Below are 21,369 nucleotides of genomic sequence, written 5' to 3'. Positions count from 1 at the left end.
TGGAGGTGAATATAATATCATTATATATTAAAATCTAATGAATGAAGGGCGCTATGTAGTTTGTTTGCGCCCCTCAGGTACAGAGCCGAAAATTAAGTTTTACTTTGGGGTAAAAGAGTTGTCTATGGAAGCGAGCAAGCAATCACTAGATAAGCTGAAAAGTGATCTAATGTCTCGGATAGAAAAGATAGTGTAGATACGGGAATAACATTAATTGGTTTTAACATATTCAATCCTTTAAAAGTTTTTCTTTTTGCGGGTTTACCAATAGCTTGAGTATGTATAAAAAAAGAGAGCGGTTCATTATAACCGTTCTCCTCCTACCATATTTAAATCTTTCTTGATTTTAGTAGTTGAAATTCCAATAGTTCTAGGTAAGTAGACTACATTGCAGTAATCATTAAGAAAGTCAAATTTCCCTTTCCAATCATCACCAATAACAAAAGTATCGACATCGTGTTTTTGTACATCTGTGATCTTTTGGTCCCAGTTATGTTCAGGGATTACTTCATCGACATAACGTATAGCTTCTAATATTAATTTACGCTGTTCAAAAGTATAGTAAGCTTTTTTCTCCTTGATTGCATTGAATTCATCTGTAGAAATCGCAACGATTAAATAATCTCCAAGTTCTCTTGCACGACGTAATAAGTTTATATGGCCTGTGTGTAGCAAGTCAAACGTACCATATGTTATTATTTTATTCATTGTTTCCCCCAGCTATTCTATTAAAAGTGTCTTTTCTAATTGCCATGACTATAGTATACTACGAATAAAATAGAATTTAAACGTATTTTTTAGTTTGCCATTAACAATAGGTTTAAAATGAGTATTATGGTCTAAAAAAGTAGGGTGGCATTTCTTGGTAAGTTGTTGTTTGTCAGATACCGGTACAAAAGATAGCAGAAATGATAAAAGTGACTGCCGTTAATAATTAGGGCTAATTAAAATATAAACTTATCTCCTGTAATAGGACAATCACACACCTGAATATCCATTTACTAAAAGGAATGGGTGATTCATCTGTGTATAGGCTGAAGATAGTTAAATTATCCCAAATTGAGTTGGAAGATGAATTTCGCAGTAATGATGAGGACCTTGGTTTGGAATTGGATATAAAACGAAATGGTTTAACTAACGCGCTTATGGTAGAACAAAAGTGTGATGATAAATATATTTTAGTAGATGGTCATCGGCGTTTTCGTGCGTTGCAGCATCTGGGGATACAAGAGGCACTCTGCCAAATTGAGGAACATTCTTCAACGGAAGAGAGAATTATTAAGCGGTTACGTGAAGAATTCCATACAAAAAAGCGCACACCTTCTGATGTAGAGGATATGATCGAATACTTACTAGATAAAGGTTATACAGTGAAGCGAATTGCTAGTGAATGCAATGTGACCGTGCCAACGATTAAAAAATATATTCGAGGGCTAGATGTTGATCCGAAATGGAAAGAGGATCAGAAAAAGGCAAACGTAGGTCATCATGTTATGACAGATCTTCATGAATTAAAAATTACGAAGGAGAAGAAGGAGTTTTTTAAAGAAAAGTATTTAAAAAAGGAAATCAATGGCGCAGATGTGAAGGAATTAAAGCGTGTTACAAAAATGGACGCATTTGCTCGTATACCTAAGAAACAAGAGAAATCTTGCTTAACTGAAGTTACTTATGAGAGGAAATCGGAACGAAATAGAATAAATAATATTGTTTATCAATATAGGCTAACAGCGGGATATGATGAAGAAAGCCATACTTATGTTTACTATGATTTGATTGAGAAATTGAAGGCTATCGAATTTACGCTAGGCAATAAATATTTTGTTGATAATTTAACTCCTATCCAACACAAAAGTATTGGAAATCTACTAAAGGAAATTCAAACATTACATAACCCGGATTCAGACTGGGAGAATGCTTCGAACTAAATTTCTGTTGATGGTCCTGAAACTTAGACTATTATTAAATGGGGCAATTCCTATAAAACCAAATTTAAGATCCTCTCCATATTGTTTATTTGCTGTGGGTGTCCCATTGATTACTCAAGCTGTGACATCTATAGCTATTGAATTCTAGTTTTCTTAGTATTGAATGTTCTTGCAAAAGCTATGTGATACATAATTGAGTCACATAGCTTTTGTCAGCTTATTTGGTATTTCGGTAAGTTAAAGTAAGATTGAATAAGCACTATCATGACTTCTAACAAGATATGTCCCCACCGGATTTCCAAGTATCAATAGCATTTTTTATAAAATCCTCAAGTTTGCTATGATGTAAATCAACTGATTTTTTAATACGTATACATCCTTTGCCGTAATTGAATCCAGTAAGTAATTCCTGGGCATTTTTAATCTTTTCAATATCACCTACGTAAAGACTTACATAAGACTTTTGTGCATTCAAACTAAATACATTAGTGGAACCACTTCTATAGCAAAGCATTTTGTATTGGATGCCTTCTTCAAGTTCAGGTGCATATTCCATAATAAATCCCCTGACAATTAGCAGCTTTTCTTTTCTCCAATCATCATCTAGTAATGCGAAATACTCTTTTGGGGTTGTAGCCTCATATTGCATAATTAGCCTCCTAAGGTCATTTAATTAGAAATAGCTCGTTCGATAAATATCGTTATTCATTAAGCTTATTTTCACTTTTATTGCTAAGGTAGCGTGATAAATGAATATTATATTTATAAGCAAAGGATTGTTAAAGAACTGATTTCATGCTGCTAGCTATAAACATGGAAGCATACTAATTCATAAAAATTTGCTTCCCACGATAAAATGTTTTTATTTTTGTGGATTTGAACCCAGCTTCGGATAATGTTTTTTTAAGACTTTCGTGTGTAAAACCATTAAGAACTTTTGAATGACTTACCTGATCGTTTTTATCAAAATCAACAATAATTAACTTGCCACCATCATTTAAAATACGGAATAATACTTGCAAAATCTTTTTAGTATCTGGAATATGAAGAAGCACTAAGGACATCAGTACTATGTCTGCTTTAAGCTCGGGAGGGGCTTCAGTAAAGTCTGAAAGAAGCACTTTTGAATTAGCAATACCTTTTCGGGAAATCTTTTCTTTGGCAATGTCCAGCATTTCTTTTGACGAATCGACTAATAAAACAGAACTAACTTGGCTTGCTACGTCTAATCCAACTAGACCAGTACCACTCCCATAGTCGATTAAAGTCTTTGATTTGCTATTTTGTAATGCGGCTCTTACTTCATCAACAATAATTTTGGCTAATTCAATTTGTTTCTCTGAATCATATCTCTTTGCTACTTGATTAAAAATATTATTTTCCATATGCTGCTCCTTTATCATAAAATATACTTTAACTTTTCTATATGAATGTAAATCTAATTCTTCTTATTTTTTTATTTTAACGTCACCATTTAAATCTCCTACTTATTCCGTTAAATGGGTTTTTAAAGCAATGCTATTTATCAATTACAATCGATAATTTATAGTTAGCGTATTTATTTAACTCCTCCAAAAATAGATTCATCAAATCAGTAGAGGGGAATTTGCATTCGAGAATGTAACAACCATCTCCACTAATTTTATAGTTATTTATGAGGTATTTCCCTTGTGTTTTTATGAATGACAGATAGGGTTGATGAGAAATGCTTTCTGTAATAATCGTAATAAAGGCAAGTATCGTACAACCTAATTTAACTCGGTTAATATGAATGGTATAACCTTCAATAATTCCACTTTCCTCTAGTTTTTCCACTCTAGCTGAAGTGGCTGGCCCTGATAAATGAACTTTTTCTCCTAGTTCTTTCATTGTAATTCGCCCATTCTTGGCGAACTCATCTAAAATTTGCATATCAGTTTGATCTAACATTTGTCTAACTCCTTCATTTATAAAGCAAAAGTACTCAAATACCTTATTTAAGCCATGTAATTACAACAGTCCTTAGTATAAACTATACATTGTTCAAAGAAAAATACAAAAAAGGAGTTCATTATATATGAATATAGATCAAATTCGTAATGCAACAATCGTTGTAAAATATGCAGGTAAAAAGTTTTTAATTGATCCAATGCTTGCGGAAAAAGGTACTTATCCACCTTTCCCAAATGCACCAAGAGACGATCAATATAATCCGTTAGTTGATTTGCCAACTTCCATTGATAATATTATGAAAGATATTGATGCAGTCATTGTAACGCATCTTCATTATGATCATTGGGATGAAGTTGCAAAAGAAGTATTACCAAAGAATATCAAGTTATTCTCTCAAAATGAAGCAGATGCCACAGAAATTCGCAATGCCGGTTTCCAAAATGTAGAGATTTTACAAGAGGATACGGTTTTTGAAGGTATTCAATTAGTGAAAACAAAAGGTGAGCATGGGAGAGGAGAAATTCTAAAGCTTGCTGGTTTAGTGTGTGGGGTTGTCTTCAAACATGATAGTGAGAAAACATTATATGTAGCGGGTGATACTGTATGGTATGATGCCGTCCAAGAAGTAATTGATACTCATAATCCGGAAGTAATTGTTGTCAATGCCGGAGATAACCATTTCAATGAAGGTGGTTCACTCGTTATGAATGAAGATGATGTATATAAAGTCTACAAAGCTGCCCCGGATGCAAAAATTATTGCTGTTCATATGGAAGCAGTAAACCATTGGGGACTATCTAGAGAAGAATTAAAAAGATTTATTAACAAAAAAGGAATCTCGTCAAATGTGTCAGTACCAGATGACGGAGAATCTTATTCATTTTAATATTAGAAACAGACAGATATGTGATAACTCTGTCTGTTTTTTTATCCTAGGATTTTCTTTATCATCGCCGATTAAATAGGTACTTCGAATTTATTTATATAGAGAATAAAGTTTTATGATTATTTCTTTGGATAACTTATTTTGATGGCTCATATAAAACGATACATAATTCCCCACTTCGTTATCATCTTAAAAATTATTTTTCATATAATCATTAAGAGGTGATAAAAATGGCAAGAGTAGCATATACGGACAGTGATGTAGATTTAGTGGCGAGAATGATGCGTGCCGAGGCTGAGGGGGAAGGTCAGCTAGGTATGCTGATGGTTGGGAATGTCATTGTAAACCGATTAGTTGCTAATTGTGCTGATTTTAAAGATTTACGATCCATATCGGATGTGATCTTTCAAATTCAAGGGGGGAATTACTCTTTTGAGGCAGTGCAAAAAGGGAATGTATTTTATAATAGGGCAAGGGATGTAGAGAGGAGATTAGCTAAAAGGGCGTTGGATTCATGGAGACAACAACCATCCAGTTACGCGCTTTGGTATTTTAATCCATATGCTCCATGCCCACCTACATGGTACAATCAACCGTTTGCGGGTCAATTTAAACAACATTGCTTTTATGAACCACAGGCAAATACATGCGATAGTGTTTACATGGGCTAAATGACGAAACATGGGGACGGTTCTCATGTTTCATCGAGCCGTCCCCAGCCCAAAAAAGGAGAAGAAAGGGAGAATTTTCGTATTTCATGCCTTAGCTTTGCTAGGTGAAACATGTGTAGAAGCATCTAACACTGTTAGCTATACAAGCCTGCAACCGTATGAAGGTGTTACTTCCACCTCATGAACCTAAGGAATTCAAGACAGAAATCAACAGATGACAAACAGTAACCACTTCTTCGGCTATTACTAACATCAAAAAAGATTGGTATTGGTATATCAGCTATTGACCGGGAAATAAATGAGAAGAAGGAATATCTTCTTTTATGGAAACGGTCGTTCAATAAGTGATGAATAAGTTTGGGGGAAGCCCCTTTTGAACTTGCCCCATGATTGAAAGGGGAGCGGAAATGGAGACTGCCCCCTTTTTAAACACGATGAGTAGAATGGATCTGCTCATTGTGTTTTTTTTATGCTTAAAATGTTAATTTCTCCACAAAGGAACCCCCTATTCATGCTGGAAAGCATTCACATTCCTGTCACACATCCATTTGTAAAGTGGTGTAAAGCCATGTGTGTAAGCGTTTTAATTTTTTCTATGGACCTATAAAAATTATCAATTATCCAAGTGAATAAAAGCGTGTTACAGTTTAGTTGTAAGCGGTTCACATATATCACGATAATGGCCGCTAATACCAATTATTATTTAAACGATTTACAAATATAAAATGGAAAGGGATGTATAGGATGGCTAAAAAAACTAAAAGTCCTTTTAACTTTGAAGAACTTGTAAAAGGATATAAGAATGCTTTCCCTTATTTTCAAGTTCTAGCACCAAATGGGGAGATTGTGAACCCAGAGCTTGCACCAGAATTGAGTAACGAGGAATTAATTGAATTAATGAAACGGCTTGTATGGGGTCGTACTTATGATAAAAGAGTAACTTTACTAAATCGCCAAGGTGCTTTAGGTAACTATGCGCCAGGCGGTGGACAAGAAGCAAGTCAATTGGCATCACAATATGCTTTAAGTAAAGATGATTTCTTTGCAGGAACATATCGTGATTTGGCACCACTCATTATGCATGGTTTACCAGTAGAAAAAGCATTCCTATGGTACAAGGGTCATATGAAAGGTAACGAGTATCCGGAAGATCTTCATGCATACGCACCTCAAGTTATTGTTGGTGGACATATTACACATGCAATGGGAGTTGCCTTTGGTAAGAAATTAAAAAATGAAAAATCAATTGTTTTATCTCTAAGTGGTGATGGCGCATCTTCACAAGGTGATTTTTATGAAGGAATTAACTTTGCTGGTGTGTATAACGTTCCTTATGTTGCGGTTATTCAAAATAACGGATACGGTATTTCGGTTCCTGTAGAACGCCAAACACATGCGGAGGCATTAGCGCAAAAGGCAGTTGCAGTTGGTATCCCGGGTATTCAAGTTGATGGAATGGATCCACTAGCTATGTATGCAGCTGTTTCTAAAGCACGTGAACATGCATTGGCTGGCAAAGGACCTGTCCTTATCGAAGCACTTACTTATCGTTTTGGTCCACACACGATGTCTGATGATCCGACTCGTTATCGTTTGGAAGAAGAAGTAGGCGAATGGCAGAAAAAAGACCCGATCGTTCGAATGAGAAAGTATTTGGAAAACAAAGGCTTATGGACGGAAGAACAAGAAAATGAAGTAGTAGAAGCATGTGAACAAGAAATTAAGGAAGCAATTACGGCGATAGCACAAGTTGAAAAACAAAAGGTATCTGATTTCTTGAGAAATATGTATGAAGTTTCTCCTCAAAATATTCAAGAACAAATTGCTGAATACGAAGAAAGGGAGATGTCTAAAGATGAGTGAAAAAACAATTGTACAAGCGATTAATGACGCTTTGGATTATAAATTAGCAAACGATAAAAATGTTTTACTGTATGGGCAAGACATTGGAGCAAATGGTGGTGTGTTCCGTGTAACGGATGGTCTACAAGCTAAACACGGCGATAAGCGTGTGTTTGACACACCACTTGCTGAATCAGGAATTTTAGGAATGTCTGTCGGTCTAGCAACAGAGGGATTCAGACCAGTTCCAGAAATTCAATTTTTAGGATTTATTTTGGAAGCAATGTCACCAGTAGTCGCACAATTTTCACGGATGAGATACCGTATGGCTGGTACAAGAAGCATGCCTATTACGATACGTGCTCCTTACGGTGGTGGAGTGCATACACCGGAACTGCACTCTGATAGTTTAGAAGGGCTTTTAGCGCAAATTCCTGGGTTAAGAATTGTTGTGCCAAGTAATCCGTATGATGCGAAAGGGTTGTTGATTTCAGCAATTGAAAGTAATGATCCAGTTATTTTCCTAGAGCATTTGAAACTCTATCGTTCTATTAAACAAGATATACCTAATGAAGCATATCGCGTGCCATTGGATAAAGCAGCAATCGCTCGTGAGGGTGCTGATGTAACGGTTATCGGTTACGGCCTCATGGTGACAGAAGCGCTTAAGGCAGCTAAAAAGTTAGAAGGTGACATTTCAGTTGAAGTCGTTGATTTGAGAACAATCGCACCAATTGATATGGAAACTGTTCTTGCATCAGTTAAGAAAACAGGTCGAGTTGTTGTAACCCAAGAAGCGCAACGTCAAGCCGGGATAACAGGACAACTTATGTCTGAGATAGGTGAACGAGCATTTATGTATTTAGAAGCACCAATTTCCCGCGTAACAGCGCCAGACTCTGTATTTCCATTTGGTGATGCGGAAGCAGACTGGTTACCTAATTCAGAGGATATCGTTAAAAAAGTGAAAGAAGTATACGAATTTTAGAATGAAGAGGAGGATGTCAAGTGATTTATTCATTTATATTACCGGATAGTGGTGAAGGTATACACGAAAGTGAAATCGTGAGCTGGGAAGTAAAGCCTGGTGATACGGTGCAAGCAGATGACACATTAGTGGAAATACAGAGCGACAAAGCAGTAGTTGCTCTTCCTTCCCCCGTGTCAGGTGTCGTTAAAAAGCTATTATTTGCTGAAGGCGATGTGCCTAAAGTAGGGGAAGCTATTGTTGAAATTGAAGTTTCCGATGATAGTAGTGTCGTCAAAGAACGTGGCATGGATACAGTTGCAATCGAGCATGAAGATGTTGAGCATTTGAATCCAACTGGAGAGCTTCCTGAAAAAGAAACAACAACATCAAAACCAGCTGTTAGTCACGCGGATTCAGATATTGATATTAGAATGATTGCAATTCCGGCTGTAAGAAAATATGCACGTGAAAAAGATGTAGATATTAGAATTGTTCCAGCTACAGGAAAAAATAATCGTGTCACACGTGAAGATATTGACCGTTTCTTAGCTACAGGTGGGATACAACAAGTTACGGAAGAAAAAGTAGTTGAAAAAGAAACTGCTCCAGCACAAGCAGTTACGACGGAACAAGTCGTCACAACAGAACAAGAACGTAGAGTGAAAATGACGCCAACTCGTAAAGCTATTGCTAATGCGATGGTGAATAGTAAAGCGCGGTCTCCGCATGTCACGGTTTTAGATCGAGTCAATGTAACAAAACTTGTTGAACATCGTGACCGTTTCAAACTAATCGCCAAAGAGCGTGGTATCAAACTTACGTATACTGCTTATTTTGTTAAAGCACTCACAGCAATTTTAGCTCGATATCCTGATTTAAATGCTTCAATCGACGAAAAAAATGATGAGATAGTTTACAAGAATTATATTAATGTTGGAATTGCTACGGACACAGATAAAGGCTTATTTGTTCCAGTTATCCATCACACAGATAGAAAGAGCTTATTCCAAATTGCAGAAGATCTTACTGTAAATACGGAGAAAGCAATGAATGGAACATTGACAAGCGCAGATATGAAAAATAGTTCAATGACGATTACAAATGTTGGTGCACTTGCAACTAGCGGTGTATGGTCAACGCCAATTATTAATCAGCCAGAAGTTGCGATTCTTGGAGTTGGCAGAATTGAAGATGAAGTGATTCCTGATGAAAATAAACAAATCATTGTTGCACCGATGTTGAAACTATCATTTGGCTTTGACCATCGTATTATTGATGGCGGTACAGCACAAAGAGCAATCAACGACTTGAAAAAGTATTTAGCTGATCCGGAATTACTTTTTGTAGAAGGGTGATGAACACGCATGGTAGTAGGAGATTTTGCTGAAGAATTAGAAACAGTTGTCGTAGGTTCTGGGCCGGGGGGGTATGTTGCAGCGATTAGAGCTGCACAGCTCGGCCAGAAAGTAACCATTATCGAGAAAAAGCATATTGGTGGCGTATGTTTGAATGTAGGATGCATTCCTTCCAAAGCTTTAATTCATGCAAGCCAACAATATCAAGATTCCTTAGATTCTACAATATTAGGTATTCATTCAAAAGAAACAACAGTTAATTTTAAGGAAACACAAGATTGGAAAGATAAACAAGTTGTTTCAACACTAACAAAAGGTGTGGAAATGCTTCTTAAGAAAAATAAGGTTGAGATTATAAAGGGAGAAGCACATTTTATCGATGGCGAAACATTACGTGTCATGTTTGATGATGATACAGGTCAGACGTATAACTTTAAGCATGCAATTATTGCAACAGGAAGTCGTCCTATTGAATTAAAAGGTTTTAAATTTGAAAAGCGTGTGATTGATTCAACTGGTGCGTTAAATTTACAAGAAATTCCTAAAAAGTTAACAGTCATCGGTGGTGGTTATATCGGGATGGAGCTTGCTGGTGTGTATGCTAATTTTGGTACGGAAGTGACAGTTTTAGAAGGTTCAAAACAGATTTTGCCTGGGTTTGAAAAAGATATGGTGAAATTAGTGGAAGGTAATTTGAAATCTAAAAACGTTACGATCATAACGGAAGCAATGGCGAAATCAGTGAAGCAAACAGAGAAAAAAGTGACCATCACGTATCATGTGAAAGATAAAGAAGCGACAATTGAGTCGGATTACGTACTCGTTGCTGTTGGACGTAGACCTAATACAGATGATCTCGGTTTAGAGATTGCTGGAATTAATAAAAATGAAAAGGGACTTATCGAAGTAGATGAGCAAGGCCGTACAAATAAAAAGAACATCTTTGCAATTGGTGATATTGTTCCAGGTGCAGCACTTGCACATAAGGCGAGTTATGAAGCAAAAGTTGCTGCGGAAGCGATAAGTGGAAGTAAGGGTGCAGCGGTAGATTATTTATCAATGCCGGCAGTCTGTTTTACAGAACCTGAATTAGCAACAGTTGGATACACGAAAAAAGAAGCAAAAGAATTAGGATATGACGTAAAAGAAAGTAAATTTCCTCTTGCCGGTAATGGTAGAGCACTATCCTTAAACAAGACAGAAGGATTTGTTCGCCTCATTACGGAAAAGGAAAACGGCACATTATTGGGAGCACAAGTGGCTGGTGTTGGTGCAAGTGACATGATTGCAGAGCTCGGTTTAGCAATTGAAAATGGTTTAACTGCTGAGGATGTTACATTAACGATTCATAGCCATCCTTCATTAGGTGAAAGTGTGATGGATGCAGCTGAACTAGCACTAGGGATGCCAATCCACATTTAAGTTTTAACTAGTTGTCTTAAAAAATAGGGCTTTATCAAATGAATATGACAATATATATATTTGGATAAAGCCCTTCTATTCATTTATTTAGTTTCGATTTAATCTAGTTAGGTTTTTTAAAAGTGTGATCCGCTTTATTGTGAAATTATGAGCAAGTAGGGTCATAACTATAAAATTAACGAGGAGAATTTTTATGGAAACAGAAAAAATGACAGCTAAAAAGTTTTCGATGAATGTATTAAATGGGATAGCAATTGGGACAGTTTTGGCTTTGATCCCTGGTGCGTTATTAGGTGAATTATTTAAAGCTTTATTGCCGATTTTTCCACAAGGTCAATTTGTTTTAGATGTTACGTCAATGGCAAATTCCGTTTTAGGTCTTGTTGTGGGTGTATTGATTGGTTACCAGTTTAAGTTTACACCGATTCAGTCGGGGTCACTTGGACTAGCTGTTTTAGTAGGTGGCGGAGCGGTTAGTTTTTCAGGCGATGCACTTACGATGGCGGGAACGGGTGACGTCATTAACATGGTATTTACCGGAGCCATTGGAGCAGGAATTATTTTATTACTAGGAAGTCGTCTAAAAAGCTACAGTATTATTTTAATCCCCCCAATCTTATTAGTTGTTGGCGGTGGTATAGGTTATGCGCTATTACCTTATGTTGGCTATATTACAACAATTATCGGTCATTTTGTTTCGCAGTTGCTTACATTACAACCTATTTTAATGAGTATTTTAATCGCAATTCTTTTCTCAATTCTTATTACAACGCCGATTACAACAGTAGGAATTGCCTTAGCAGTTTCTTTAGCTGGAATTGGATCAGGTGCCGGAAACTTAGGCGTAGTAGCTGCAGGATTTGGTTTAGCAATAGCAGGTTGGAGAGTGAATTCTATCGGTACATCATTGGCTCATTTTATTGGTTCTCCAAAAATGTCGATGCCAAACGTATTTGCCAAGCCAAAAATTATGTTACCAATCATTTGTAATGCGGCTGTATTAGGTGTATTAGCTGCCATATTTAAAATACAAGGAACACCAATGAGTGCAGGCTTTGGATTTAGTGGGCTTGTAGGACCAGTTAACCACTTAAACTTAGCAGCAGGTGGATGGTCCTTTGTAAATATACTCATTACGATTTTTGTATTTGTAATTGCACCAATCGGGCTAGGTATATTTTTTAACTACTTATTTACGAGAGTATGGAAAATTATTTCACCGGATGATTATAAACTCAATGTAGAATAACAGGAGGCTTTTACAGCATGTTACGAGATTTCCAAGCATTAGAACATCAAATAGCAAAAATAGAGGCGCCTAAAAAGGTAGCTGTCGTAAAAGCAGCTAGCGCACATTCGTTGGAAAGTATTTTTGAACTTGCAAATCAAGGTATCGTCATGCCATATCTTATCGATGATCAATCAGCTTTAGAACAATTAATAAAAGAAATGGATATACAAGATGCTCATTATCATATTATCGATGTTGCTTCAGATGAAGCGGCCGCCTTTAAGGGTGTGGAATTAGTAAGGGAACATAAAGTTGATTTCATTATGAAAGGAAATCTTCAAACAGGCACATTATTGAAACAGGTCGTTAATCGTGAAACTGGAATTAGAAAAAAGGCGGTTCTTTCTCATTTAGCTCTAATTGACGTACCGGCTTATTCGAAATTACTTGGAGTTACAGACGGTGGGATGTTATTAACGCCCCACGTTGATCAAAAGGAAGCAATTATCCAAAATGCCCTAGAGGTAATGCAATCACTTGGTTATGAAAAACCAAAATTTGCTGTTCTATCTGCAACAGAAGTCGTGCAACCAAAACTACAAACATCAACAGATGCGGCAGAACTTACAAGACGTTTTGAAGATGATGAAACATGTATTGTAGAAGGTCCAATCTCTTTAGATTTGGCTATCAATTCATCTATTGCGCGTGAAAAGGGATATGCCGGAAGAATTCAAGGAGATGCTGATGTTTTAATTGCGTCAGATGTTGTGGCTGGAAATACGTTATCAAAAAGTATGCTTTTACTCGCGAATGGAGCAATGGCAGGTGTCATCTTAGGGGCGCAAGTGCCAATTGTATTAACATCCAGAAGTTCTTCTGCTGCTGAGAAAAAATATTCTCTTTTATTAGCATTACAAATTAGTCACGCACAAGTAGGGAAGGGAGAGTTTTAAATGGTGGATCGTGTGATTGCGATTAACCCTGGCGCTACATCAACTAAAATAGGCTATTTTGAAAATGATACGTTAATTTTTAAAAAAGAATTTACGTATGCGTATGATGAAATTGCGAAATATGACTCCATAATGGAACAATATGATTTTCGTTTTAAAGATATTGTCGATTGGTTAGAAAGCAATCATATGTCAAAAGGTTCTTTAGATGCGGCTGTAGGGCGTGGTGGTTTACTTCCGCCAGTTAATGCCGGGGCATATGTTGTTGACGATGCAATTATTGATTGTTTAACATATCATCCGGTCTTGGAACATGCTTCTAACTTAGGTGCAAGCTTAGCTAGAGGGATTGCTGAAAAATTTGGTGCGACAAATTGTGAAGCTTATATTTATGATCCAGTAACAGTCGATCAAATGGATGATATTGCACGTATTTCTGGTGTAGCTGAAATCGAACGTAAAAGTATCGGTCACGTATTAAACATGCGTGCGGTATGTATGCAAATAGCTGAAGAGGAATTAAAAAAGCCATATGAGGAGAGTAACTTAATTGTCGCACATATTGGTGGGGGAAGCTCTGCCAGTGTTCATAAATATGGAAGAATGATTGATTTGATTTCTGATGATGAAGGCCTATTTTCTACGGAACGATCAGGGGGACTTCCAATTAAGGAAGTGATTCCAATGTGTTACGAATATACGCAAAAAGAAATGACTGACCTCGTGCGTAAACGTGCTGGACTTGTTTCCTATTTTGGTACGAATGATGCGCGGATTGTGGAAGAAAGGGCAAATAATGGAGATGAAAAAGCGAGACTTGTTTTAGAAGCGATGGCATATCAAATCGCGAAAACAATCGGTGAATTAGCTACAGTTTTATATGGGGAAGTCGACGGTATTATTTTAACTGGAGGACTCGCCCATTCTAAAATGATAACTGATTTAGTAAAAGAAAGAACTTCCTTCCTTGCACCTGTCTATTTCGTGCCAGGCGAAGCGGAATTGTTAGCACTTGCTAAAGGTGCGAGACGTGTATTACGTGGAGAAGAAGAAGCGCAGAAATTTCAAGGCTATCGTAAAGAAACAATGGTAAATGCATAGTAAATTGAATAATTGAAGGTGAAGATAATGAAAATTGCTATTGCAGGATCTGGAGCATTAGGGAGCCGTTTTGGTTACATGCTTCATCAAGCGGGAAACGATGTTATTTTAATTGATAAATGGAAAGAACATATCAATAACGTTCGTACCAAAGGGTTAATTGTGGAAGATGGTGAAGACAAACATGTTGTTCAGATTCCCATTTATTACCCAAATGAAGTACGCGATCAAGTAGATATTGTTTTCATGTTTACAAAATCGATGGGTCTTGGTGAAATGTTAGAAGATATTCAACCTATCTTGGGCCCACATACAAGTGTAATTAGTTTATTAAATGGTATTGGCCATGAAGATGTGTTAAAAAACTATCTACCGCTTGAAAATATTTTCATGGGTGTAACGATATTGACATCTGGTTTAGCAGGCCCTGGACATGTAGCTTTTTCTGGAGCAGGATTAACTGAAATTCAAAACTTTGTGCACGGTGAAGAACAAGAAAAAATTGCACGCAATATTGTCCAAGTAATGAATGAAGCCGGCATCAATACGAATTATAGTACAGATGTAAAATTCTCAATCTGGAGAAAAGCATGTGTAAATGGTGCAATGAATGCAACTTGTGCTTTACTTGACTGTAATTTGGCTGAATTTGAAGCAACTGCCCAGGCTGAAACGGTTATCCGCCACATTGTGAGGGAATTTGTAAAAGTTGCAAAAGAAAAGGATACATTACTAGATGAAGATGAGATGGTGCAATATATTTTAGAATCAGCAAGGAAAGTGGGGAGTCACCATCCATCTATGCATCAAGATCTGATGCAAAATCATCGTCCAACAGAAGTTGACTTTTTAAATGGTGCTGTTGCCCGCATGTCGGAAGGATTTGGATTTGATGCACCTTATAATCGTCTCATAACACAGTTAATCCATGCTAAAGAAGAAATATTATCTGTACATTAAAATAAAAACCTAAGATTCCTAGCAATGTACCTGATGGAAAGGACATTTTAAGGAGTCTTAGGTTTTTTAGATTGATTATTTTTAAATCGTAAAGAATAAAGTACTTTACGTGTAAACGCGTTAATTTTGTTTCATATAATTTATAAATTGAACGGCTGAATCACTTAAATGTTCATTTTTTCTCCTAGCAATACCGATTTGAAAATCATTTGCTTTATCATCGAATGGAATCCATTTCAAGTTAATGAAATTACTTAGTCGTTTGAATGCGCGAGGCATGAGTGTCATCCCATTAGTTAAAAGCGTATTGTGTAATAAAACTTCCCAATTATCGTTTGTAAATATAATATTTGGTTCAAATCCATTTTCTTGACACCGTTCACGAATAACTTTTCCAAGAACATAGTTTGTTGAAAAAGCGCAAATCGGGTGTTCTTTTAAGTCAGAAATTTTAATAGATTTATTTTTTGCTAATGGATGATCAAATGGTAATACAACATCAACAGAGTAGTCTGGGTGTGATGTATTTAAACTTTCAATGATAATATTTGGTTCGTAAATTGGAAATGAAACTAATCCAATATCTATTTCTTTATGAGCAAGTTTTCTTTGTAAATCAACTGACCCTCTTTGGATAAAGGTTAGCTCTACATTTGGGTGAACGGATGTGAATTTAATAATTTGTTCCATATATTGAATCGCAAATAGAACAGTGATACCTACTTTCAACATTTTATTGCCTTGTTTATTCATTTGTTTAATTTGATCCACGACATTATCCATGCTGGTAATGATATTTTGACCTTCGTCATAAAGTAGTTCCCCAGGCTTCGTTAACTTTAACCCCTGATCAGTTTGAAGGAATAACTGGGTGTTTAACTCTTCCTCTAATTTTTGTATATTCCAGCTTAAGGTGGGCTGCGTAACAAAGAGGCTTTTTGCAGCTGTTGAATAATTTTTTGTATTAGCAATGGTAATAAAATATCTTAATTGGCGAAGCTCCATGAGTCGTCAACCTTTCTTTGTCTAGGACATTTTTAATCAATTAGTTCCATATCATATCTAAATCCAATCTATTAAGTTACATCATGGTAACCATAGCATCCAAAGTTAATTCACCCTACCACCATTATAATAAATATGAAAGCGCATTATTAGACAAAACCCCATCGTTCATAAAAAATTCGGAAAGAAATGAAACACAGGTGAAACATGGGGACGGTTCTCGTGTTTCATCGAATTTGCTGTATCACAATATAAAAAGTTGATTTGCTGTTGTGACTCGTGGGGACGGTTCTCATGTTTCATCGATTTGCTTTATCGCAATTAAAGTTATCGCGTTAGACAAAGCAGGAAATAAAAGTCCAGGAAAAACGATAAAAGTGAAGTAATGAACAACCATTATGTTTGTTTAAAGCATCCATAGAGAAACCGATTTCCATGGACTGATGGATTTTTCGGAATTTTGTGTTGCCTTTTTGTTTCTTAAGCTTTATAATGATGAAAAGTAAGCGGTTTCCTTATTGGCGCACCGCTCTACTGCGGCTAAATAGGAAACCGATTTCCCTGCTTGCAAATCATATTATATTTAGGAGACAGAAGTTAGCATTAGTAATCTTACAAGGTAGCATACTGCCAATCTAGGGAGGTGTGAGTGTAGCATTTAGATATTGATTTCTTTACTTATTTGGAATATATCACACTTAGGAGGTAATTCTTAATGAAGAAAAGTAAATTATTTTTAATGGTTGGTATGATGTTGATACTTGCTTTCTCACTTGCGGCCTGTAGTGATAAAGGTGGTGCTTCTGGCGGTAAAGATGGAGAGGTAACATTAAATTTTTGGGTGTTTGGTGCTACAAATTATGAGGAATTAGCTAAGGAATATGAAGAAGAACATCCCGGTGTAAAAGTTAAAGTGAAGGTATCTGAGACAGATGATCATCATAATAGTTTGTTTACGTCGTTGTCTGCTGGAAGTGGAGCTCCTGATGTAGCGATGTTGGAGATTGACCAGTTAGATAGATTTAAAGAAGCAAAAGATAGATTTGAAAACCTATATGATCTAGGTGCTAAAGAAATTCAAAATCAATATTTAGATTGGAAATGGAAAATTGGAGAAAACTCAGACGGAGATTTTCTATTTGGTTTACCGACAGACATTGGTCCGAAGGCAATGTTTTATCGTACGGACCTGTTTGAAGAGGCTGGCTTGCCAACAGAACCAGATGATGTTGAAAAGCTAATTCAATCAAAAGAGGATTTCATCAAAGTCGGTGAGCAAATCAAAGAGAAAACAGGTAAGCCGTTATTAGATAGTATGGAAATGGCATACCGTGCGATTATTGATGGAGCTGAAGAAAGCTTTTTCGATGAAGATGGTAACCTATTAATTGAGAACGAAGGTAATGCGGTTAGAAAGGCCTATGATTTAGCAGTTGAGCTTAATGAACGCGGTATTATCGGTGATTATGAAATGTGGACTCCAGAGTGGGGGAATGCTGTGAATAATGGTGATTTCACTGCGGAATTAGGTGCGGCATGGTTGAAAGGATGGATGTTAGACAATGCACCAGATGCATCCGGAAAATTCCGTATTGCAACATTACCAACGGAATTTGCGGGTAACTGGGGGGGTTCTTATATTGCTATTCCTAGTGAAACAAAGTATGCAAAAGAAGCATATGAATTTGTTGAGTGGTTGGTTTCACCTGAAAACCAATTAAAATCATTTAAAAGTGATGCAGGTCTGTTCCCGTCATCACCAGTTGTTTATGATATGGAGGAATTCCAGAATATAGAAGATGAATTCTTCGGAGGTCAGAGTACTGCACAATATTTTGCGAATGCAGCTCAAGATATCAGTTTTATTTTTAAAGGAACGAAGTACAAACCTGCAAATGATGAAATACTTAATGCAATGAAGAATGTACAGCAACAAGGTGCAGACCCAGATAAAGAGTGGGATGCCGCAGTAGAAAGGATTAAGGATTTAATCAGCAGATAATTTAGCTGTAAGTAAACTAGAGACCATTTTATTGATATTAGGGATTATATATTCCATTGGTGTGGTGGTCTCTCCTATCACACCAATGGTCATTTACAGGAAAGGGAGGAGAGGCAATGTTTTATAAGCGTAAAATGAAATACCGCTCAGAAGAAACGAAAGATAAGATAAGCGCGTATTTGTATATTTCGCCCTTCTTTATTATATTTGCGATTATTGGTCTCTACCCAGCAATCTTCAGTATCTATTTAGCTTTTCAAAAATGGAATGGTTTAGGAGATATGAATTTTGTTGGTCTGCAAAACTTTCATACGGTGTTACACGATCCCACGTTTTGGAAAGCGTTATACAATACAATAGTTATGGGGCTGATGGGTACAGCACCACAGATAATTTTTGGTATTATTTTGGCGTTTATTCTAAACCAGGCGTTTTTAAAGTTTAAAAATATGTTCCGTGCCATGATATTTTTACCTTACATTACATCTATGGTAGCTGTAGCACTAGTCTTTGGGGTGTTTTTCAGTAGTAATGACACAGCTTTGGCAAACTACACTTTACAATTCTTTGGTATGGACACTGTAGCTTGGAAGACAAGTGAATGGGGTGCAAAAATAGCAATTTCTATCATGGTCTTTTGGCGATGGATTGGATACAACACGATCATCTATTTAGCGGGATTGCAAGGTATACCAAAAGAATTGTATGAGGCTGCTAAAATCGACGGTGCGAACATTATTCAACAGTTACGATATATTACCATGCCACTATTAAAGCCATTCATTGTTCTTACTGTATTCTTTTCAACTGTAGGAGCATTGCAATTATTTACTGAACCGACAGTCTTCTTAGGTGCCCAGGCATTTAGTAGAACAGAGGCTATGACTGTTGTGATGTATTTATATAGGGATGCATTTAGTTTACAATCTTTTGGAACAGGGTCTGCTACAGCAGTTATCTTATTATTGATTATTGTTGTTGCATCAGCCATTAACACATATCTTTCATCTGGAATAGGAAAAAAGAGAAAGGGGAATAAATCATGAGTACACATGGAAAAAGGCGCTTTAAGTTTGGTCGGTTTTTCATGTATTTGTTTTTGATTGTTGCAGCATTTCTTTCTATATTCCCTTTCTATTGGATGTTTGTAATGGCAACGAGGCCTAGTGCAGCGTATAATTCGATACCACCAACGTTGACTCCAGGGGATCGATTAATTGAAAACTTTCAGAATGTGTTAGATAAAATACCATTCTTTGGAGCGATGTACAATACGTTGATTGTCTGTTTAGTTGTGACGATTGTTGTGTTGTTAATCAGTTCTCTCGCTGGATTTGCCTTCGCAAAATTTAAATTTCCAGGGAAGAATATACTGTTTGTTTCTATTTTGTTGACGATGATTATACCTCCACAGCTTGGATTAATACCACAATACTATTTAGTAGCTAAGTTTGGATTGTTGGATACATTATTTGGTGCAATGATTATTTTCTTCTTGAATCCGTTAGGCATTTTTCTAATGAGACAATATATTACGCAATCTGTTCCAGATGAATTAATCGAAGCTGCAAAGCTAGATGGATGTTCAAACTTTCGTATTTTCCGAAGTGTCGTATTACCCATTATATTGCCGGCTTTCGCAACCCTAGGGATTATCGTATTCACAGCAACTTGGGGAGAATTTTTATGGCAATTTACTGTTCTTAGGGACCCAGATATGTATACAATACAGGTAGCACTCTCTTCCATGAACACAACAAGTAATGTTGACTTTGGAATGATGTTATCTGGGGTATTCTGGGCAACAATTCCTTTAGTCATTGTGTTCTTGATGTTTAATAAATTATTTATTTCTAGTATTACGGAGGGTTCTCTTAAATAACATTACAAACGTATGTTCAAAAAAGAAGGCTAAAAGGATGTAGGTCACCAAAATTGCAACATGATAGGAAAACGGTTGCCTTTTGTGCTGCAATTCGTAGTGATATCGTTTGCCAGAACTTTTGAACATACTTTACTAGAACATAAAGACGTGAGGTTGAACAATGAAACTTACCATAAAAGATATTGCGAAAATGGCTGGTGTTTCTCCAGGAACAGTTTCAAAGGTAATTAATCACACAGGGAATATCAGTCAAAAGACAATTAAAAGAGTACGTAAGGTAATTGAGGAAACTGGCTATCAGCCTACTTTTTCCGCAAAATCATTAGCAACTAAGAAGTCAAATCTTATTGGTTTAATTTACGCTGGGAATATTAACGCGGAGCTTAATCATCCATTTTTTAATGATGTTGTTAATGTCTTTAAAAATGCAATTGGTAACCTTGGTTATGATATCCTTGTTTTCTCAAATAATAAATTCAGTAAAGATAAACAGGATTATTTGGCTAGGTGCAGGCATTTCCAATTGGACGGTTGCTTAATCATTGCTGGGGATCAAATTGAAGAAGCTACAACTGAACTAGATCAAAGCAATGTACCTTGTGTTGGCGTTGATATTATTTTAAATGGGCCAAATTCAAGTTATGTCACAACAGATAATAATAAAGTTTCAGAGGCCGTTGTGACACACTTATATTTGAACCGAATAAAGGAAGTGGCTTTTATTGGTGGTCCTGAGGATTCTGTCATATCGAATCTTCGAAAGGAAAGTTTTATAAAAAATATAAATCTATTTGGTATGTTGACGAAGGATGACTGGCTACAGCATGGTGACTACTTTGAAGAAAGTGGCTATCAGGCGATGAATAGAATATTAGAAAAATCCCCCCTTCCTCAAGCAGTTTTTGCTATATCCGACATGATGGCATTAGGGGCATTAAGGGCTCTTAAGGAAAAGGGGATTTCTGTACCTGAAGAAATAAAAATTATCGGTTGTGATGATATTGAAGCATGTCGTTATAGTAACCCTTCGCTTGCTACGGTGAAGCAGGACAAAGAAAAGATAGGTCAATTGGCGGCGCATATGCTGCACGATTTAATTAACGGAGATGTCCAACCAACTTCTGTATTAGTTGATCCAGAATTAGTCATCCGAGAATCTTGCTTTATTGATATGGGTGGTACTTTAACAAATAGATAAACAAATGATTTGCAGTGTATGGATA

Annotated in this window: 20 protein-coding genes and 1 pseudogene; 16 read left to right on the top strand and 5 right to left on the bottom strand. The window is 36.4% G+C overall.

All coding sequences use genetic code 11. The annotated features are described in order from the left end of the window. Window positions 1-61: 61 nt before the first annotated feature. Window positions 62-196: pseudogene (locus tag ACFFIS_RS00340) on the top strand (hypothetical protein); the annotation flags it as partial. A gap of 107 nt (window positions 197-303) precedes the next feature. Here ACFFIS_RS00340 and tagD read toward each other — a convergent pair. Beyond that, complete coding sequence (gene tagD / locus ACFFIS_RS00335; protein ID WP_320380629.1) at window positions 304-708, bottom strand: glycerol-3-phosphate cytidylyltransferase; 405 nt, start codon at window positions 706-708, stop codon at window positions 304-306. A gap of 317 nt (window positions 709-1,025) precedes the next feature. Between tagD and ACFFIS_RS00330 the strand changes: the two genes are divergently transcribed. Continuing rightward, entirely contained in the window at window positions 1,026-1,928 is a 903-nt protein-coding gene (locus tag ACFFIS_RS00330) for a ParB/RepB/Spo0J family partition protein (protein WP_320380144.1), read from the top strand. A 271-nt stretch (window positions 1,929-2,199) separates the two neighbouring features. Here the strand turns inward: ACFFIS_RS00330 and ACFFIS_RS00325 are convergent, their stop codons facing one another. From ACFFIS_RS00325 to ACFFIS_RS00315, 3 genes are all read right to left on the bottom strand, one after another. Next, window positions 2,200-2,577 carry an iron chaperone gene (locus ACFFIS_RS00325; RefSeq protein WP_320380143.1) on the bottom strand — a complete coding sequence of 126 codons (378 nt, stop codon included), beginning with the start codon at window positions 2,575-2,577 and terminating at the stop codon, window positions 2,200-2,202. Between the two features lie 175 nt (window positions 2,578-2,752). Next, on the bottom strand, window positions 2,753-3,313 hold the full coding sequence (locus ACFFIS_RS00320) for a class I SAM-dependent methyltransferase (protein WP_390185691.1): 561 nt from the start codon (window positions 3,311-3,313) through the stop codon (window positions 2,753-2,755). Between the two features lie 133 nt (window positions 3,314-3,446). Then, window positions 3,447-3,857, bottom strand: a complete 411-nt coding sequence (locus ACFFIS_RS00315) for an Lrp/AsnC family transcriptional regulator (RefSeq protein WP_390185690.1) — start codon at window positions 3,855-3,857, stop codon at window positions 3,447-3,449. Window positions 3,858-3,984: 127 nt separating this feature from the next. Here ACFFIS_RS00315 and ACFFIS_RS00310 point away from each other — a divergent pair, with 127 nt between their 5' ends. The 10 genes from ACFFIS_RS00310 to ACFFIS_RS00265 all read left to right on the top strand — a co-directional run bounded on the left by ACFFIS_RS00310 (window position 3,985) and on the right by ACFFIS_RS00265 (window position 15,254). Continuing rightward, window positions 3,985-4,746, top strand: coding sequence for an MBL fold metallo-hydrolase (locus tag ACFFIS_RS00310; protein WP_320380142.1), 762 nt, complete (start codon window positions 3,985-3,987; stop codon window positions 4,744-4,746). A gap of 230 nt (window positions 4,747-4,976) precedes the next feature. Further along, window positions 4,977-5,417: a cell wall hydrolase gene (locus tag ACFFIS_RS00305; protein ID WP_320380140.1), complete on the top strand. Its 441-nt coding sequence runs from the start codon at window positions 4,977-4,979 to the stop codon at window positions 5,415-5,417. A 744-nt stretch (window positions 5,418-6,161) separates the two neighbouring features. Continuing rightward, window positions 6,162-7,280, top strand: coding sequence for a pyruvate dehydrogenase (acetyl-transferring) E1 component subunit alpha (gene pdhA / locus ACFFIS_RS00300; RefSeq protein WP_390185688.1), 1,119 nt, complete (start codon window positions 6,162-6,164; stop codon window positions 7,278-7,280). Beyond that, window positions 7,273-8,247, top strand: a complete 975-nt coding sequence (locus ACFFIS_RS00295; RefSeq protein WP_320380137.1) for an alpha-ketoacid dehydrogenase subunit beta — start codon at window positions 7,273-7,275, stop codon at window positions 8,245-8,247. The genes pdhA and ACFFIS_RS00295 overlap by 8 nt, the downstream gene beginning before the upstream one ends. A gap of 20 nt (window positions 8,248-8,267) precedes the next feature. Next, entirely contained in the window at window positions 8,268-9,584 is a 1,317-nt protein-coding gene (locus ACFFIS_RS00290; protein WP_320380136.1) for a dihydrolipoamide acetyltransferase family protein, read from the top strand. 9 nt (window positions 9,585-9,593) lie between these two features. Then, window positions 9,594-11,006 (top strand): dihydrolipoyl dehydrogenase, encoded by a 1,413-nt coding sequence (gene lpdA / locus ACFFIS_RS00285; RefSeq protein WP_390185686.1) that lies wholly within the window; start codon window positions 9,594-9,596, stop codon window positions 11,004-11,006. A gap of 193 nt (window positions 11,007-11,199) precedes the next feature. Then, window positions 11,200-12,255 (top strand): PTS sugar transporter subunit IIC, encoded by a 1,056-nt coding sequence (locus tag ACFFIS_RS00280; RefSeq protein ID WP_320380135.1) that lies wholly within the window; start codon window positions 11,200-11,202, stop codon window positions 12,253-12,255. 17 nt (window positions 12,256-12,272) lie between these two features. Then, on the top strand, window positions 12,273-13,193 hold the full coding sequence (locus ACFFIS_RS00275; RefSeq protein WP_390185685.1) for a phosphate acyltransferase: 921 nt from the start codon (window positions 12,273-12,275) through the stop codon (window positions 13,191-13,193). Continuing rightward, a complete protein-coding gene (gene buk, locus ACFFIS_RS00270) occupies window positions 13,194-14,294 on the top strand; it encodes a butyrate kinase (RefSeq protein WP_390185684.1) in 1,101 nt (366 codons plus the stop codon). 27 nt (window positions 14,295-14,321) lie between these two features. Next, window positions 14,322-15,254, top strand: a complete 933-nt coding sequence (locus tag ACFFIS_RS00265; protein WP_390185683.1) for a 2-dehydropantoate 2-reductase — start codon at window positions 14,322-14,324, stop codon at window positions 15,252-15,254. A gap of 120 nt (window positions 15,255-15,374) precedes the next feature. Here ACFFIS_RS00265 and ACFFIS_RS00260 read toward each other — a convergent pair whose 3' ends face one another. Continuing rightward, complete coding sequence (locus ACFFIS_RS00260; protein ID WP_320380126.1) at window positions 15,375-16,259, bottom strand: LysR family transcriptional regulator; 885 nt, start codon at window positions 16,257-16,259, stop codon at window positions 15,375-15,377. A gap of 715 nt (window positions 16,260-16,974) precedes the next feature. Between ACFFIS_RS00260 and ACFFIS_RS00255 the strand changes: the two genes are divergently transcribed. The 4 genes from ACFFIS_RS00255 (at window position 16,975) to ACFFIS_RS00240 (ending at window position 21,344) form a co-directional block, all read left to right on the top strand. Continuing rightward, the gene (locus ACFFIS_RS00255) at window positions 16,975-18,261 is read left to right on the top strand and encodes an ABC transporter substrate-binding protein (RefSeq protein WP_390185682.1); all 1,287 of its coding nucleotides are present in this window, start codon (window positions 16,975-16,977) and stop codon (window positions 18,259-18,261) included. A gap of 116 nt (window positions 18,262-18,377) precedes the next feature. Next, the gene (locus ACFFIS_RS00250) at window positions 18,378-19,307 is read left to right on the top strand and encodes a carbohydrate ABC transporter permease (protein WP_390185681.1); all 930 of its coding nucleotides are present in this window, start codon (window positions 18,378-18,380) and stop codon (window positions 19,305-19,307) included. Next, window positions 19,304-20,143 carry a carbohydrate ABC transporter permease gene (locus tag ACFFIS_RS00245; protein ID WP_390185679.1) on the top strand — a complete coding sequence of 280 codons (840 nt, stop codon included), beginning with the start codon at window positions 19,304-19,306 and terminating at the stop codon, window positions 20,141-20,143. The genes ACFFIS_RS00250 and ACFFIS_RS00245 overlap by 4 nt, the downstream gene beginning before the upstream one ends. A gap of 163 nt (window positions 20,144-20,306) precedes the next feature. Continuing rightward, on the top strand, window positions 20,307-21,344 hold the full coding sequence (locus ACFFIS_RS00240; RefSeq protein WP_320380123.1) for a LacI family DNA-binding transcriptional regulator: 1,038 nt from the start codon (window positions 20,307-20,309) through the stop codon (window positions 21,342-21,344). Window positions 21,345-21,369: the final 25 nt, after the last annotated feature.

Origin of the sequence: Paracerasibacillus soli (assembly GCF_042432965.1) — a bacterium.
Taxonomy (GTDB): Bacteria; Bacillota; Bacilli; order Bacillales; family Amphibacillaceae; genus Paracerasibacillus; species Paracerasibacillus soli.
The sequence above is the reverse complement of the archived record's forward strand: the minus strand, read 5'-3'. Positions and strand labels throughout refer to the sequence as shown.